The organism is Pseudomonas sp. R3-56 (genome assembly GCF_051132075.1).
Lineage (GTDB): Bacteria > Pseudomonadota > Gammaproteobacteria > Pseudomonadales > Pseudomonadaceae > Aquipseudomonas.
Genome location: NZ_CP071657.1, coordinates 1,512,135 through 1,527,244 on the forward strand (window position 1 = coordinate 1,512,135; position 15,110 = coordinate 1,527,244).

The following is a 15,110-nucleotide window of genomic DNA, read 5'->3' on the forward strand; positions in this document are numbered from 1 at the left end:
AGAACCGACCGCATGTACAAGCTTGAAGTCCAAGACCTGCATAAACGCTATGGCAGTCATGAAGTGCTCAAGGGCGTGTCCCTGAAAGCCGCCGCCGGTGATGTGATCAGCATCATCGGCTCCAGCGGCTCCGGCAAGAGCACCTTCCTGCGTTGCATCAACCTGCTTGAGCAACCCCACGCCGGCAAGATTTTGCTCAACAACGAAGAGCTGAGGCTGGTGGCAGGCAAGGACGGCGCCATGAAGGCCTCGGATCCCAAGCAATTGCAGCGTATGCGTTCGCGGTTGTCGATGGTGTTCCAGCATTTCAACCTGTGGTCGCACATGACCGCACTGGAAAACATCATCGAAGCGCCCGTGCACGTACTGGGCGTGGCCAAGGCCGAGGCGCGGGAGAAGGCCGAGCATTACCTGAACAAGGTCGGCGTGGCGCATCGCAAGGACGCCTACCCGGGCCACATGTCCGGCGGTGAACAACAGCGCGTGGCGATTGCCCGGGCGCTGGCGATGGAGCCTGAAGTGATGCTGTTCGACGAGCCAACCTCGGCGCTGGACCCGGAGCTGGTCGGCGACGTGCTCAAGGTGATGCAGGCCCTGGCCCTGGAAGGCCGGACCATGGTGGTGGTGACTCACGAGATGGGCTTCGCCCGCGAGGTGTCGAACCAACTGGTATTCCTGCACAAAGGCATCGTCGAAGAAAGCGGCAACCCGCGCGAAGTGCTGGTCAATCCGCAATCGGAGCGCTTGCAACAATTCCTGTCGGGCAGCCTGAAGTAATCGCTCCCGTACGCACCTGATTTGGGTCATGCTGCGCACCGCGCGCCAGATGGTCTAATTTGGTTGCAGCCGCTTTTGGCTTTAACACTGTTTTCGCTTCGGATCGCTCGCCATGACTGCCCATCGAATAGGTTTCCTGATTTGGCCCAGCACTAAAGCGTTGACGCTGGCGCTGGCCGAGGAGGCCTTGCGTGTTGCGCAGCGAGTGCATCCGGACGTGGTCTACGAGCTGTCGTTTTTGCACGCCGAGCCGCCGGCCGAGGGTGCCTGGCAACTGCCGGGCGAACCTTGGGCCGGCAAGCTCGAAGGCCTGCAGAAACTGTTCCTGCTAGCCGACGAGCCGCCGACGTCGCTGGCTTCGCCGCTGAGCAGCGCGCTCAAGCAACTGGTGCGCGCCGGATGCGTCATTGGCGGCTTGTCCGCCGGTGTCTATCCGCTGGCGCAGTTGGGTTTGCTTGATGGTTACCGGGCCGCCGTACACTGGCGCTGGCAGGACGATTTCTCCGAGCGTTTTCCAAAGGTTATCGCCACCAGCCATTTGTTCGACTGGGACCGCGATCGCCTGAGCGCCTGCGGCGGCATGTCGGTGCTCGACCTGTTGCTGGCGGTGCTGGCGCGCGATCACGGCGCCGAGCTGGCCGGCGCGGTCTCGGAGGAGCTGGTGGTCGAGCGCATTCGCGAAGGCGGCGAGCGCCAGCGCATCCCGTTGCAGAACCGCCTCGGCTCCAGTCATCCGAAGCTCACCCAGGCGGTGTTGCTGATGGAGGCCAACATCGAAGAGCCGCTGACCACCGACGAAATCGCCCAGCATGTGTGCGTGTCCCGTCGGCAGCTGGAGCGGATCTTCAAGCAATACCTCAACCGCGTGCCCAGCCAGTACTACCTGGAGCTGCGCCTGAACAAGGCGCGGCAGATGCTGATGCAGACCAGCAAATCGATCATCCAGATCGGCCTGTCCTGCGGTTTCTCCTCCGGGCCGCATTTCTCCAGCGCCTACCGCAACTTCTTCGGCGCCACGCCGCGGGAAGATCGTAACCAGCGGCGCAGCAGCAGCCCGTTCGAATTGTCGTCGGTGCCGTCGGAGCGCGGCTGAGATTTGCTAGCGGTGTGTCTGCAACGGGTTCCCTTGCGCATCCAGCCTGGCCGCGGCCACGCCCATGTCGTTACCGGTTTGCTGATAGCGGATTCGTAGAAGCCCCAGGCCCTGTTCCGAGAACGGGTTGCCGTCCAGTTCGAAGTCCTCACCAGTCTCGGCGCTCATTTCGAGGATATCGACGGGCAGGTCGGTGATCAGATTATTGCTGAGGTCGAGGGTCAGCAGCGTGGACATGTTGAAAACGTCTTCTGGCACCCGCGTCAGTTGCGAGTCGGGTAGCAATAAGGTTTTCAACCGGGTCATGCGCCAGACCTCTGGGGTAGTACCCAGCGGGTTGCCGCTCAAATCCAGATCTTCCAGCCCGGTCAATCCGGCGAGACGCCCTGCGTCGGCAGGTGTCAGCCGAATCCTGCAGTTTTGCAGGGTGAGGTCGGTCAGCTGGGGCATGTTGAATATCGATTCGGGCAGCTGTCCCAGGTTGAAATCGGCCAGGTTCACGGTCTGAAGATTGGGAAAGCACTGGAGCAGGCCATCCACTCCGGTCGTGGCAACGCCGCCTTGCAGGTCGACTGTCGTAATGTGCTCGAATCGCGCATCGAGCCTGGGCATCGCGCCATGGATGTTCCCGGCGAACGCGAACCTGTCGGGCAGCTCATCGGGGTCTTGATAAAAGTCGCGTTGCCAGCAATCGACAAGCTTCTCCTTGAGCGCACTGCGCCTGAGCTGCTCTTGTGTCAGGGCGATCGGATCCGGCAGGAACACGTCTTGCCGCCATCGTTCGAGGTCGGCTGTGAGCTGGGCCAATTCGCTTTCCAGGCGTGACAGCCCTCCGGGGACCTCGTCGAGCGTACCCGGCAGGCTGAAAATGAATCGATTGGCGTCCCTGCGGCTAAGTGACGGGTAGAGCGCCTGTACCCGTCGGCTCAATTCATGCGGGGCATCGACACTCATGTGCTCGGCGTTTTCCAAGGCGTAGGCTTTCACTCGGTCGAGTGTTGCCCGGGAGAGTGGATTGCCGGTGAGGTCGATCTTCTTGCTGACCTCGCCCGGCAACTCGAACAGCGCTGGGGGCAGGTCGGTGATGCGGTTGCGTTCGAGCCTGGCGGCGGTCAGTTGCGGACGAGTTTCAAGCCCTGTTGGCACCTGATCGATACCTGTGTTCCTGAGCTTCAACTGCCGCAGCTCTGCCATCCTGCTTACATCGGGGGCCCCCCCGAGTGGATTATCGGACAGGTCCAGCACACGCAACCGGGTCATGGATGAAAGCGCGGCATGGGTGTTGGCATCCAGAGTGATCCGGCAATTGTTCAGCGTCAGTACGCCCAGATCCGGCAGGCTGGTGATCTGCTCCGGTAGCGTTCGGATCGGTATCCCATCGACGTCCAGATGCCGGAGGCCGGGAAAGGCCTGCAGGAATTCGACGAGGCCCTCGGTTGTGCTGTCGCCAGCCAATTGCAGATAGGTCACATGCGTGAAGGGCATCCTCAGGGGCGGCAACGGACCTGGCATCGGTTCTTCCAGTTCCAATACGTGACTGGGTCTGGTATGGCTGCCTTGAAACTCATCCAGCTCCGTTTCCCGCCGCAGGCATCGCTTGATCTCTTCAGCCCAGCGCTGACGGTTGAGTCTGGCTGCCTGGTAGTCGCTGGCGCTCACGATGACTCCCGTCCCGGCGGCGGGTTGCGGCGTATCGCTCACCCAGCGGGAAAGGTCCACCTCCAGTGCCGAGTAGGATTGTTGTAATGCCACCAAGGTCGAGTTGGCACCTGCAGGGCGGCTTTCCAGAGACCTGACCAGGTTGCGGATCTGCTCGGCATTGAACGTCGGAAACAGGTCTTGCGCGCGTTCCTCCGGCGTTGGTGAAGCGCTCGGTCCACTCGCCGGCGCGCCGGGCCGATAGCCATCCATGCCGCCGGGCAGGCGCATGATCCTGCTGTCGTAGTGGGGCTTGCGGACCGGGTCGCTGGCCAGCAGTACTCGCACGCTGTCGCGGTCCAGCGGGGAGCGGCCGATGGCCTGGCGCAGGCGCTCGCCTTGGCCGATGTGGATGCCCAGCGCGTTGCGTTGCGCATCGGGCAAAGCCTGCAGCACGCCTTGATAGATATCCGTCGGGCCATGCAGTTCGAGACCGGCATCATCAAAGGGGGTATAGCGTCTGTCGTCGCCGCGAACCAGGGTCCTGACGATTTTTGCCTGGAGGGCTCCGACGCTGTCTTGCATCGTGCCCCTGAAGGAATAAGCGCGCATGTCCAAGCGTACCTCCGCGGACCAGTTGGGCAATCGATCCAACGAATGCAGGACCAGCCGATCAGTGTCGGCCCCGCCAAGGTTGTCGATATACAGGCCTTCGTAGGCGCGAACGGTGCGGGTTTCCAGCAGGGTCCAGCGCGCCAGTTCATCGATGCGCGGCGAAAAACGGTTGGCGCCGATGCCCTTGTATTCCTCGACCGTGGCGGTGCGCAGCAGCTCTTCGGCGACGCTGCGAGGCAGACCCTGATAACGGTCCATCAGGTTTCGAGCCGCGGGATCAGGGGGGGCCTGTTTCGCGCTGTAGCGCGTTTCGAATAACGAGGCCCATTTGTCATCGGCCAGTTTTGCCATCTGCTGGCGCAACCGGGCCGTTCGGGCGCCGAGGCTGGTGGGCGGGAGGCCGGGTTCTTCGTCCAGCAGCGTCTTGATCTCCGGTTCGCTCAAGCCCTGCATGATCGTATCGAGCATCGCCCCATTGTTCATCTGCGCTTCGGGGATGTCGATCATGGGCAGGCGCGAGGCGGGCGGAAAACTCCATGCGACTTTTCCGGCGCCATCGAGAAAGCGCAGCCCCCGGGTCGATGGCAGCAGCCCATAACTGGTCAACAGCTGTATTTGGGTTTGCACGTCGGCGCGGCGATAGAGCAACGGATCGTCACTGCCCATCAGGTCAACGAAGCGTTGAAGATCCTGGGCGACCTTGAAGCGCTCCAACGTATCGGCCAGCAGCGGCGGTGGCGGTTCGTTGTTGATGTGCAATTTGCGCAGCGCATCGGGGTGAGTGCCGCTGACGGTGAGCATCTGCTGGAGTTGCTCGTCCGAGAATGCGTCGGTCTGCTGGCCTAGACGGCGGACGAGCATGGTGTCGTCCCAGGTCAACGGGCGGTCCAGCTCCGTTCGCCAGGCGCCGGCGCCATTGTGGCTGAGCTGTGGAGCATAGGCATCCACGCGTGCCGGGTGCTCGATCTGATAAATGCCTTCGCCGGCATCTTGCCTGACGACAAAGCGCTGCGTGTCCAGTTTCAGGATTTTTCGGCCGAGGTGCTCATGCAGGCCAAGCTGATCGGGGCCGGCGCTGCTGACCGGTTCGATATCCTGGTGATAGGGTGTCAGGTCCGGGTACCACAAGCGTTGCTGGCCATCAGGGCGGGTGACCGGCATCAGGTTGTCGATGAACGTCCATAATTGCTTTGGCAGTGCCTGGCGCAGCATGCCCTCGGCTATCGGTACGCCTATCGCGAAGCCGCCGAGCTGGACCAGGGTTTCCATCACGCTCATCAGGTGCTCGAAAGCCTGCAGTTTTAATCCTTCGGCCCAATCGACGATTCCTTCGAACGTATCGTCCAGCAGTTGGTAAGCGGCATAGCCGAGCATCAAGGCGCCCAGCGGCGGGAAAAAAGGCGTGGCGATGAACGCGGCGATACTGACCAGTTCGCTGGCAATCCTGGACAGGGCGTCCCAGCGTTTCCAGCGGGCGTTGCGGTCGGCGCTGGCAGTGGAAACGGCAATGGTTCGCGCGTCATTGAGGATTTTGTTCAGCTTGCCCTGATGGAGGTGCCGCATCAGGTCGCTTGGGGTCAGCTGTGCGCTGAACAGCAGGTTGGGCTTATCGGTCGGGGTTTTTCGCCATGGTGGGCGGGAGTCACCGGGAGCCGGTCGGTGCCATTGGATGGAAGCCAGCCGCTGGTTCAGCTCGAAGAAAAACAACGGGCGTTCCTGGTGTCCGACAAAGCGACTGAAGAATTGCTGGTAGTTTTTTTCTCGTAGCCTTTGAGTCAACGCCGAGCTGAACAGCGTTGAAGAGGCGTATTCCTGGATCGCGCCTTGGGGATCGTCGGGAATATAGGCGACCAATGACACGGTGTGCTGCGCCTGTTCGAAGTCCGGGGCGAACAGCACTATGCCGGTCAGCGCAACGTCCATGATCTTCAAGTCATGGCTGCACAGTGGCTGGCCGTCGAGCTGCATGCCTGGCAAACCGTCCAGCAGGCCGAGGACCTGCGAGTGGCTTTGCGCGCTGATGTCTTTTTTCATCAGCGCCAGGTGCAGGGCGGCCTTGAGTGCCGCTTCCTGGCTTTCGCTGACCTGGCGCTGCAGTGCGCGGGTTGCAACGGTGTCGCCGATGCCCAGTTGCTGCTGAAGGTGACGCTGGTACTGGCCGCCGATATCCAATACCCGACACAGCTGGATAAATGCCGGAATCGGCATCTGCTGCCCGATCGACATCAGCGGTTTGAAACGTCCCGTCTCGCCTTCCTCCGAGCTCTTCGTGATCTCGGCGACATAGGTCGAGTCTGGTTCGTAGGCATCGGGTTTTGCCTCGTCCGGTTCAAAGTTGTGCAAAGCAGCATCCAGCAAGGAGACCTTCCACGTCCGCGCGCCACCGGAGGGGATCGGCAGCCATGGAATATTCAGTGGTACGTACAGCCATAACTGGGTTTTCTCGACGTCCAGCGTCAAGCCGAACTGAGTGCTAATAGCGGCTTCAAGCAGCGGCCTGGCAAAGGCATTGATGTCCTGCAGCGCTTGCAGGCGCTCCTTTAGCCCATTGCGTGCGCGCCAGTGGGCGGCGTTCAAGCGCTTCATCTGCGCGTGCCGCGAGGCGGGTGCGCCGAGCAGCCAGGGGGCGAATAGCGGCTTGGCCTGCCTGAGCTCAGTCTGTTGTTGTGCGGGGGCCTTGCCCACCCAGGACGGGATGGCATCAAGCATGTGCTGGTAGTGGGATTTAACCGCGATGGCGGTGTCCACTGAGAGGTTGAGTGGGGGCATAACGTGGCCTTCAAAAGTAAGTGAAGGCGCCAGCAGAACAAAATTTCCCGAGCCAAAGGCACTACATATGTATAGCGCCTGAAATGCATGGCACGCCGCGCGGTGTTGCGTAATCTGCGGCGCGGCGTGGATGCGGTGTACACAGTTTCAAGAGCTTCGCGAGCAGGCTCGCTCCCACGGGTTTTTTGTTGTGGATACGGAACCTGCGGCAGCCCTGAACCCTTGTGGGAGCGAGCCTGCTCGCGAAGGGTGGCTCGTCGAGCCGTCATCGCTGCCAGGTGCAGACGAGTGTTAAACCAGGCGGGCCCGGGTGAGCGCTTCACTGGTCAGGACACGCCTGAGTTTTTTCCGCCGGTCGGCGATGGCGCTGTAGGCTCGGTTATAGGTGCTGTCCGGCATTTTACCTGCGGTCAGCACGTCAGCTTCAGGCACGCTCAACTGGCTGGCGAGTTCGCTCAGCCTCTGTTTTTTTGCCGGATCCCTGTCTTCCAGGCGGGTATTGAATTCGACCCACTCGTGTTGCAGGTCCCGCAGTTCTTCTAGCTGCTCGGCCTGGGCTTCGTAGAGTTCATCGTTGGCCTGGAGTCTATCGGCGTAGGCGTCGCTCAGGTAAGTGTCCCAGAACTCGACATCAAGGATCTGATTGACCAGGCCACCGTTACGCTCACCCTCTCGCACCAGGCGCATGGCGTTCTGTATTTGCGGTTCGGTGACGTTCGCCGTGTTTCGATAAACCATGTGTTCCGATACCCACGGTAGCTCCAGGCTGTTGACGAAACGGGCCTGATAGGCCGTGTGCACCTCGACCTCGTCCACCGTGCCGGGTTCACCGTTGATTACCTCGCTGGTGAACCGCAGGCCCAGGCCGCCATCTTCCACAGGCAATACACGCTGCGCCACGTCGGCGCGGGCGATTTCGTAGAGCTTGTTGAGTCGTGCTTTGCCCCTGGCCAGGCCGATCAGGTTTTTTTCCAGCGTCGGGGCATCGCTGCCAGCGTGAGAGATCTCAGAGAGCATGGTCTCGATCCCCATGGCATTGAAAATCTGCGCCCCGGCATCTGCACAGTTGGTGGGGGCGTCGGCCATTGTGAACAGCTTCTCGCGTAGCTCGATGTCGTCACTGGCTGCCTCTATCACTCGCCAGACCTGGTCAGTGAGTGCAGAGCGGTTTTCTTCATAGGCTTCTTGATCCTCGTCGGTCTCGAAGAGGGTATCGTCGGTTATTTCCAACTTGGCGATGACTTCGAAAAAACCTTGGGAGCCGACTTCGTTTTCCAGAACATCCCAAGTGAATTTCCTCGCCTCCAGACTCCTGCCGCGATAATCCTTCAACCAGAAAGCACTGCCTTTATCGCCCCGTGGCGGATAGGTACGATGAGGATCGAGGCCCACCGAGCGACGGTAATTGGCGAGCTTTTCATCGTTTTGCAGATCGAGTTTCTGCCGGTCCAGGCGCGTGCGGGCGACAATCCAGGCCTCGGGGGATCCGGCTTCGCAGTCGGGCACGGTGGTTATCTGGTTGCCCTGCATTTGTAGGTCGAAGTGCTCGGGTCTTGGGAGTGAAAACAGCCCTTGAGGCCAGTCGGTGATCTGCGTCCTGTTCAGCATGAGCGCTTTGAGAGCGGGCAGTTGACTGACGTCGGGAGCGAAACCCAAGGGGTTTTGGTTGAGGTTCAGAGATAGCAGCGCGGGTTTTTGCAGACTGGCTGCGGAGGCAGGATCAATCACGATCTTGTTTTGCGAAAGATTGATAACGCGCAATGTGGGCAGGTCGTTCAAGGCCTCAGGCAGGCTTTGCAAGTTGTTGCCGACGGCGGTCAACACCTGAACCTCAGGGAAGTTGGAGAGGAAATCTGTGCTGAGTGAAGACAAATTGCACTGAATCAGGCTCAGTTTTATTACATGGGGCAGCTTTTTGCTCAACGCGAGATCTTCGATTTTCACCCCCTCAAACGATATCTGGTCCAGCTTCAGTGTGACGTCCTCGCGAGATATCTCACCGTTGGTGCGGATCTGCTCTTTTTCGCCACGCAGCCAGGAGTCCTTGATTCGACGGGTGATCTCGCGTCGTGCGGCGAGGATCCTGCGAGCATTGATATGGCGGGGCAGGGTGGACGCCCACTTATCCAGCTCATCGAAAAGCTGTGCCTTCTCGTCCTCCAGCTCGGCGAGCTTTTGCATCTGCTCATCGGAGTCGAGTCTGCTGACCATGTTGGCGATCTGCTCTTCATCCCGAGTCGGGTAGATTTCTTTCAGCCGTTCAGCCAATGGGTCGACTTCGGCGGGCAAGGCTTCGGCCGCAGGCCGTAAACGACTATAAATCGGCCCACGCAGCAAGGTTTCGGTTTCGCGCGCTGTGGAGGCGCCGACGGCTGGGAAATCCATTGCGGTGCGGATCTGGCGGGTGTTCTGGTACTGGTCGATAAGCCAGTGCTTGAATTTTTCGCCTGGCTTGAAGCGCGAGGTCAATTTGCCGAGATTTTTCGGCGGCAGGGCATTGAGCAAGGCGTTGTGGAAACGTTTGGCCGGATGCAGCAATTGGTCATCCGTGTCACGCACTTCATATTTGCCTGGCTCTGTGCGCACCAGCACGCGTTTGAGCGTAGCGCGCTGCGGTTGATGGTTTGCGCGCAGCGTGCCGTCAATTACTTTGTCGCGGACTTCAATGTGGACATCGCTGATCGCGTCGGAAAAAGCCTTGAGGGTGTTGAGCGTCAGCGTTTCTCCTTCTGGGGTGAGCAGGTCGTCTTCAAGAAGACCTTCCTGGGCGCGGGTTATCCGGGTTTGTACGTGCATCTCCTCGGCCAGGTTCCTGAGTCGCAGGGGAACGCGGTTCTGGTCGGTCATAGCGGTGTTTTCCGCAGGCGTTGCCGTGTCGAGCAATACCCGGGTTACTGGCGCAGGCAGGTCCGCAATCGTGTTTTCGATCAGTGCAGCTTCTGGCGCCTGCCTGGGTTCTTGTCCGTGGTATTCCTGCTCGAAAATTTCCACCTTGCGGCTCGCGGCGCGGTCGGCCAGTTTTTCATTCAGGCGCTGTGGCGCCTGTTCTTTCGGGGTTTGCGATCCGACCAAGTCGCTGAGTTGTTGCTCATCGAGACCCTCGACAATAAGCGGAGCAAGTTTTCCGCCGTTCAGCTCCCCCAGGGAGATCTTGAAGGTGTCGGCGGACGGGACGGATGCCCCGTAGTGATGAGGTGTGCCGGTTAACGTGAAGTCGGCAAATACCTCCAGGGCTTTGTCGCTGGGCCAGCCATCCAGTTCGGTTACCAGGGGTTCAAACCAGCCGCCCTGGGTGTCCAGCGCTTCGCCCGCGCGGATACGGCCGATATTCTGGTTGACAGTCCGGTGGGTTCTGAAGCGCGCCAAGGTATCGTCCAGCAAGGGCGGCATGGCTTCGTTTTGCAGATGAACCCTGCGCAGAACGCCTTCGTCGGTGCCACTGATGATGCGCAGCTGTTGCAGTTTGGCATCGCTGAAGCCATCCGTCGCGTGGCCCAGGCGCCGCATCAGTGTCTGGCTTTTCCAGGCTTGCGGTTGTTCACCCTCCATCAACCAGGCGCCCTGGCCGTTATGTTCCATTCGCGGGCTGTAGGCGTCGGGCCGGGTCGGGTGAGTCAGGGTATAGCGTTCTGTTTCGGCGGTTTTGCTCAGGGCCAGGATGTGCTGTGAATCGTCATCCGCTGCCAGCTTCAGCAAGATGCGGCTGTCATGTTCGTGCAGGCCAAGCGTGTCGGGTTTCGAGGTGGGCGGTACTTCGATCGGGTGTGCATAGGGTGCCGGGTCAGGGTTCCACAGCCGCGTTTTGCCATCGGTGGAAATCACCGGCTTGAGGTTTTTGACGAACGATGATGGTTTGGCGAGCAAATCCCCGACAATGCTCCCCCCTACGGCAAACCCGGCCGCTTGGAGTACGGTTTCGACAATGCTGAACAAATGTTCAAAGGCTTCGATCGATTTGCCCGCCACCCAGTCGCGTACACCTTCGTAAGCGTCTTCGAGCAGTTGATAGGCCATCTGCAGCAACATCAACTCGCCGACGACCGGCACAAAGGGCGCGATGACAAATAGCGCGGCGTTGAACAGCGCAAGGCCGACACTCTTTATTCGCTCCCAGCGATCATGGCGGGTCTTGCGGTCTTCACTGTCGGTAGACACAGCAATGACTTTCGCGTCCTTGAAAATCTTGCTCAGTTGTTTGTTGTAGAGCTCTTCCAGGACGTCCCCGGATATTTTCGAGGCCGAGTAGTCCAGGCTTGGGTCTGGAATTGGTTTCAGATCTTCGACAAATCCATGCTCCGGCATCCCGAAGTCGGGAGCGTTAGGGCGATCCTCGATGACGTGAAAAAATTTGCGCTTGAGGGCCCCGTGGAAACTGCCCAGTTGGTCATGCTGGATAAAGCGGCTGAAAAACTTTTTGTAGCTGTCGCCGCGTAGTTGCTCGGTGAGGTGGGTCATGAACGCAGCCATCGACGGGTATTCCTTGAGGGGGACCTTCGGGTCGTGGGGGATGTAGACGACAACGGGGGCGGAGGCTGACCACTCGCTACCGGGGGAGAAGATCATGGGGCCGGTCAATGGCGTCGAGAGCAAGGTCAGCTCATAGGTCTGCCAGGTGTTATCCCGGCCCGCGATAAAGGCCAGCAGCGACTGCAGGCTGCTTTTCTGAATGGCGAGAGTCAGGCTTGCGTGGTGCAGGGCGGCTTTCAGGTCCGCTAGTTGGCTGGCGATGATCCGGGTTTTGAGGCGCAGTTGTTTGCCATGGTCATCCAGGCCCAGCTCCTCCCTCAAATGGATGTCGTAGCGCCGACCGATATCCAGCTCCCGGCAGAATCTGACGAACTGATCGACCGGAAGCTTGCCGGTGACCTCGTCGAGTATCCTGAACCGGCCATGTGCGTCAGGGCGGGTGATGAAGCCGGACTCGGGAAGGTGTGCATCCGCTTCTCCCTCGAAGGCCTCGAAGTTATGCAAGGCTGCATCGAGTACCGACACACGCCATTGCTTCGAGCCGTCCGTGGGCAGGTCAATGATTGGAAGTCTGGTCGGAATATAGAGGTTTATGAATGTTTCCCTGACATCCAGATCGATGTTGAAGCGTTGCTTGATGTGTTTCTTGAGCAGCGGCTCGGCAAACGAATGCACATCCAGTAATCGCTCCAGCTCCTTTTCGACCTCGTTACGTTTTGTCCAGCTGTCTGTGTGTGTACCTCTCAGTTCCTTGTGTTGTGCCGGCGTGGCCTGCTTGAACCAATCGGGAAGTTCGGGACGGATGGTTTTCAAATGCTCGAGTTGCTTGAGCGGGGTCTTGGCGATCCACTCAGGCAGGGCTTTTTCAATGAGCTTGTGATGGGCGATTTTGCGCCTGGGAAGCACGACGGTGATGGGCGTATTCATGGTTGATTCCGAATAGGTTGATGTAGGCCGATCCCCGCGGGATCGGCACGCCAGCAAACCTGATTTGCGCAACGCAAAGGCACTACATATGTATGGCATGGGCGATGCCGGCCGATGCTTGAAGCAAATCTCGACGCTGTCGCCGCAAATCCTGCGCCAACGTTTAAACTGCGCCTTTGCGATGCTATTTGTCGCATTGGCGTAAACCCGCGAAAATCGTGGGTTGGCGCTATAAGAAGTTGTCGCTTGGCGGCAAGGCCGGGCTGAAAACTGTCCTTACAATCCTCACCAAGCTCGCCAGTTCCAGGCGGGTGTTCCTCTTCAGGAGACTCCGATGTCCGTTGAGCAAGCCGCGGTCCAACGCGCCGATTTCGACCAGGTAATGGTTCCCAACTATGCACCTGCTGCCTTTATCCCTGTGCGTGGTGCCGGTTCCCGCGTGTGGGACCAGTCCGGTCGCGAATTGATCGACTTTGCTGGCGGTATCGCAGTCAACGTATTGGGCCATGCCCATCCGGCGCTGGTCGGAGCCCTGACCGAGCAGGCCAACAAGCTGTGGCATGTGTCGAACGTATTCACCAACGAGCCGGCCTTGCGCCTGGCCCACAAGCTGGTCGACGCGACCTTTGCCGAGCGCGCGTTCTTCTGCAACTCCGGCGCCGAAGCCAACGAGGCCGCCTTCAAGCTGGCCCGTCGCGTCGGCTTTGATCGGTTTGGCAGCGAGAAATACGAGATCATCGCCGCGCTCAACAGCTTCCACGGGCGCACCCTGTTCACCGTCAACGTTGGCGGGCAGTCGAAGTACTCCGACGGTTTCGGTCCTAAAATCACCGGCATCACCCACGTTCCTTATAACGACCTTGCGGCTTTGCAAGCAGCAGTCTCGGACAAAACCTGCGCCGTGGTGCTGGAGCCGATCCAGGGCGAGGGCGGCGTGCTGCCGGGCGATCTGGCTTATCTGCAAGGCGCCCGCGAGCTGTGCGATGCACACAATACGCTGCTGGTATTCGACGAAGTGCAGACCGGCATGGGCCGCAGTGGCGAATTGTTCGCCTACATGCACTACGGCGTGGTCCCGGACATCCTCACCAGCGCCAAGAGCCTGGGCGGCGGTTTCCCGATCGCGGCGATGCTCACCACCGAAGCGCTGGCCAAGCACCTGGTGGTCGGCACCCACGGCACCACCTATGGCGGTAACCCGCTGGCCTGCGCGGTGGCCGAAGCGGTGATCGACGTGGTCAACACGCCTGAAGTGCTCGGTGGCGTCAAAGCCAAGCATCTGAAATTCAAGGCGCGCCTGGAGCAGATCGGCGAGAAATACGGCCTGTTTACCCAGGTGCGCGGTCTGGGCCTGTTGATCGGCTGCGTGCTGAACGACGCCTGGAAGGGCAAGGCCAAGGACATCTTCAACGCCGCCGAGCAGGAAGGCCTGATGATTCTGCAAGCCGGCCCGGACGTGATTCGTTTCGCCCCGAGCCTGGTGGTGGAAGACGCCGACATCGACGCCGGCCTGGACCGCTTCGAGCGGGCTGCGGCGAAGCTGACGCAAGCCTGATCCAGACTTGACCGGCCCTGGTGGGGGTCGGGCTTTTGTGGGAGCGAGCCTGCTCGCGAATGGAATCGCCTCGGTCTGCCAGGCAGATCGGGGAGTCCGCTTCGCGAGCAGGCTCGCTCCCACAGGAAGTCCGCTTGCGTGCCCGAGTTGATGTCCGGTTTTTATTCTCTGTGTATCGGCCTTACGGTCGAACCGTTTATTTCAAGTTAAGGAGTGACACCATGCTGGTGATGCGCCCCGCGCAAATGGCTGACCTGGGCGAGGTACAGCGGCTGGCTGCGGACAGTCCGATCGGTGTCACTTCCTTGCCGGACGACGTGGAACGCCTGAGCGACAAGATCGCTGCAAGCGAAGCCTCGTTCGCCGCCGAAGTCAGTTTCAACGGTGAGGAAAGCTATTTCTTCGTCCTCGAAGACACCACCACCGGCAAGCTGGTGGGCTGTTCGGCCATCGTCGCGTCGGCGGGCTATTCCGAGCCGTTCTACAGCTTTCGCAACGAGACGTTCGTCCATGCCTCCCGCGAGCTGAAGATCCACAACAAGATTCACGTCCTGTCCCAGTGCCACGACCTGACCGGTAACAGTCTGTTGACCAGTTTCTACGTGGTCCCGGAACTGGTCGGGTCGCCTTGGGCGGAGCTCAATTCCCGTGGGCGCCTGCTGTTCGTGGCCAGCCATCCGGAGCGCTTCGCCGATTCGGTGGTGACCGAGATCGTCGGCTACAGCGATGAGAATGGCGATTCACCGTTCTGGGACGCCATCGGTCGCAACTTCTTCGACCTCAATTACGCCGCCGCCGAGCGCCTGTGCGGGCTGAAAAGCCGGACCTTCCTCGCCGAGCTGATGCCGCATTACCCGATCTACGTGCCGCTGTTGCCGGACGCCGCACAGGAAGCCATGGGCCAGGTCCACCCGCGTGCACAGATCACCTTCGACATCCTGATGCGGGAAGGTTTCGAGACCGATCACTACATCGACATCTTCGACGGCGGTCCGACCTTGCATGCGCGTGTCTCGGGGATCCGCTCCATCGCCCAGAGCCGCGTGGTGCCGGTCAAGATCGGTGAAACGGTGAAGGGCGTGGGCCGCCAGTACCTGGTGGCCAATGCCCAACTGCAGGATTACCGCGCCGTGCTGCTCGAACTCGATTACGCGCCGGGCAAGCCCGTGACACTGGATATGGAAGCGGCCGAAGCCCTTGGCGTCGGCGAGGGTGCCAGCGTGCGCCTGGTAGCCGTATAACGCTTTACAGACGAGTTTTTCGCGGGTG

General features: G+C 60.2%; 6 protein-coding genes. 4 read left to right on the forward strand and 2 right to left on the reverse strand.

The window, feature by feature from the left end; translation table 11 throughout:
• Window positions 1-12: 12 nt before the first annotated feature.
• Window positions 13-777 (forward strand): ABC transporter ATP-binding protein, encoded by a 765-nt coding sequence (locus J3P96_RS07160; protein ID WP_434656278.1) that lies wholly within the window; start codon window positions 13-15, stop codon window positions 775-777.
• A gap of 112 nt (window positions 778-889) precedes the next feature.
• Window positions 890-1,870, forward strand: a complete 981-nt coding sequence (locus J3P96_RS07165; protein ID WP_305499333.1) for a GlxA family transcriptional regulator — start codon at window positions 890-892, stop codon at window positions 1,868-1,870.
• A 6-nt stretch (window positions 1,871-1,876) separates the two neighbouring features.
• Here the strand turns inward: J3P96_RS07165 and J3P96_RS07170 are convergent, their stop codons facing one another.
• Complete coding sequence (locus J3P96_RS07170) at window positions 1,877-6,892, reverse strand: dermonecrotic toxin domain-containing protein (RefSeq protein ID WP_434656279.1); 5,016 nt, start codon at window positions 6,890-6,892, stop codon at window positions 1,877-1,879.
• A 291-nt stretch (window positions 6,893-7,183) separates the two neighbouring features.
• Window positions 7,184-12,286 (reverse strand): NEL-type E3 ubiquitin ligase domain-containing protein, encoded by a 5,103-nt coding sequence (locus J3P96_RS07175; protein WP_434656280.1) that lies wholly within the window; start codon window positions 12,284-12,286, stop codon window positions 7,184-7,186.
• Window positions 12,287-12,620: 334 nt separating this feature from the next.
• On the opposite strand from J3P96_RS07175, the gene J3P96_RS07180 reads away from it, so the two are divergent.
• Both J3P96_RS07180 and aruF read left to right on the forward strand, forming a co-directional pair.
• Complete coding sequence (locus J3P96_RS07180) at window positions 12,621-13,841, forward strand: aspartate aminotransferase family protein (RefSeq protein WP_434656282.1); 1,221 nt, start codon at window positions 12,621-12,623, stop codon at window positions 13,839-13,841.
• 221 nt (window positions 13,842-14,062) lie between these two features.
• Window positions 14,063-15,082 carry an arginine/ornithine succinyltransferase subunit alpha gene (gene aruF / locus J3P96_RS07185; RefSeq protein WP_434572348.1) on the forward strand — a complete coding sequence of 340 codons (1,020 nt, stop codon included), beginning with the start codon at window positions 14,063-14,065 and terminating at the stop codon, window positions 15,080-15,082.
• Window positions 15,083-15,110: the final 28 nt, after the last annotated feature.

Bases quoted from the DNA above. Each gene is read 5' to 3' on its own strand.
- J3P96_RS07170 (WP_434656279.1), bottom strand. From the start codon at position 6,892: ATGCCCCCACTCAACCTCTCAGTGGACACCGCCATCGCGGTTAAATCC.
- J3P96_RS07165 (WP_305499333.1), top strand. From the start codon at position 890: ATGACTGCCCATCGAATAGGTTTCCTGATTTGGCCCAGCACTAAAGCG.
- J3P96_RS07175 (WP_434656280.1), bottom strand. From the start codon at position 12,286: ATGAATACGCCCATCACCGTCGTGCTTCCCAGGCGCAAAATCGCCCAT.
- J3P96_RS07160 (WP_434656278.1), top strand. From the start codon at position 13: ATGTACAAGCTTGAAGTCCAAGACCTGCATAAACGCTATGGCAGTCAT.
- aruF (WP_434572348.1), top strand. From the start codon at position 14,063: ATGCTGGTGATGCGCCCCGCGCAAATGGCTGACCTGGGCGAGGTACAG.
- J3P96_RS07180 (WP_434656282.1), top strand. From the start codon at position 12,621: ATGTCCGTTGAGCAAGCCGCGGTCCAACGCGCCGATTTCGACCAGGTA.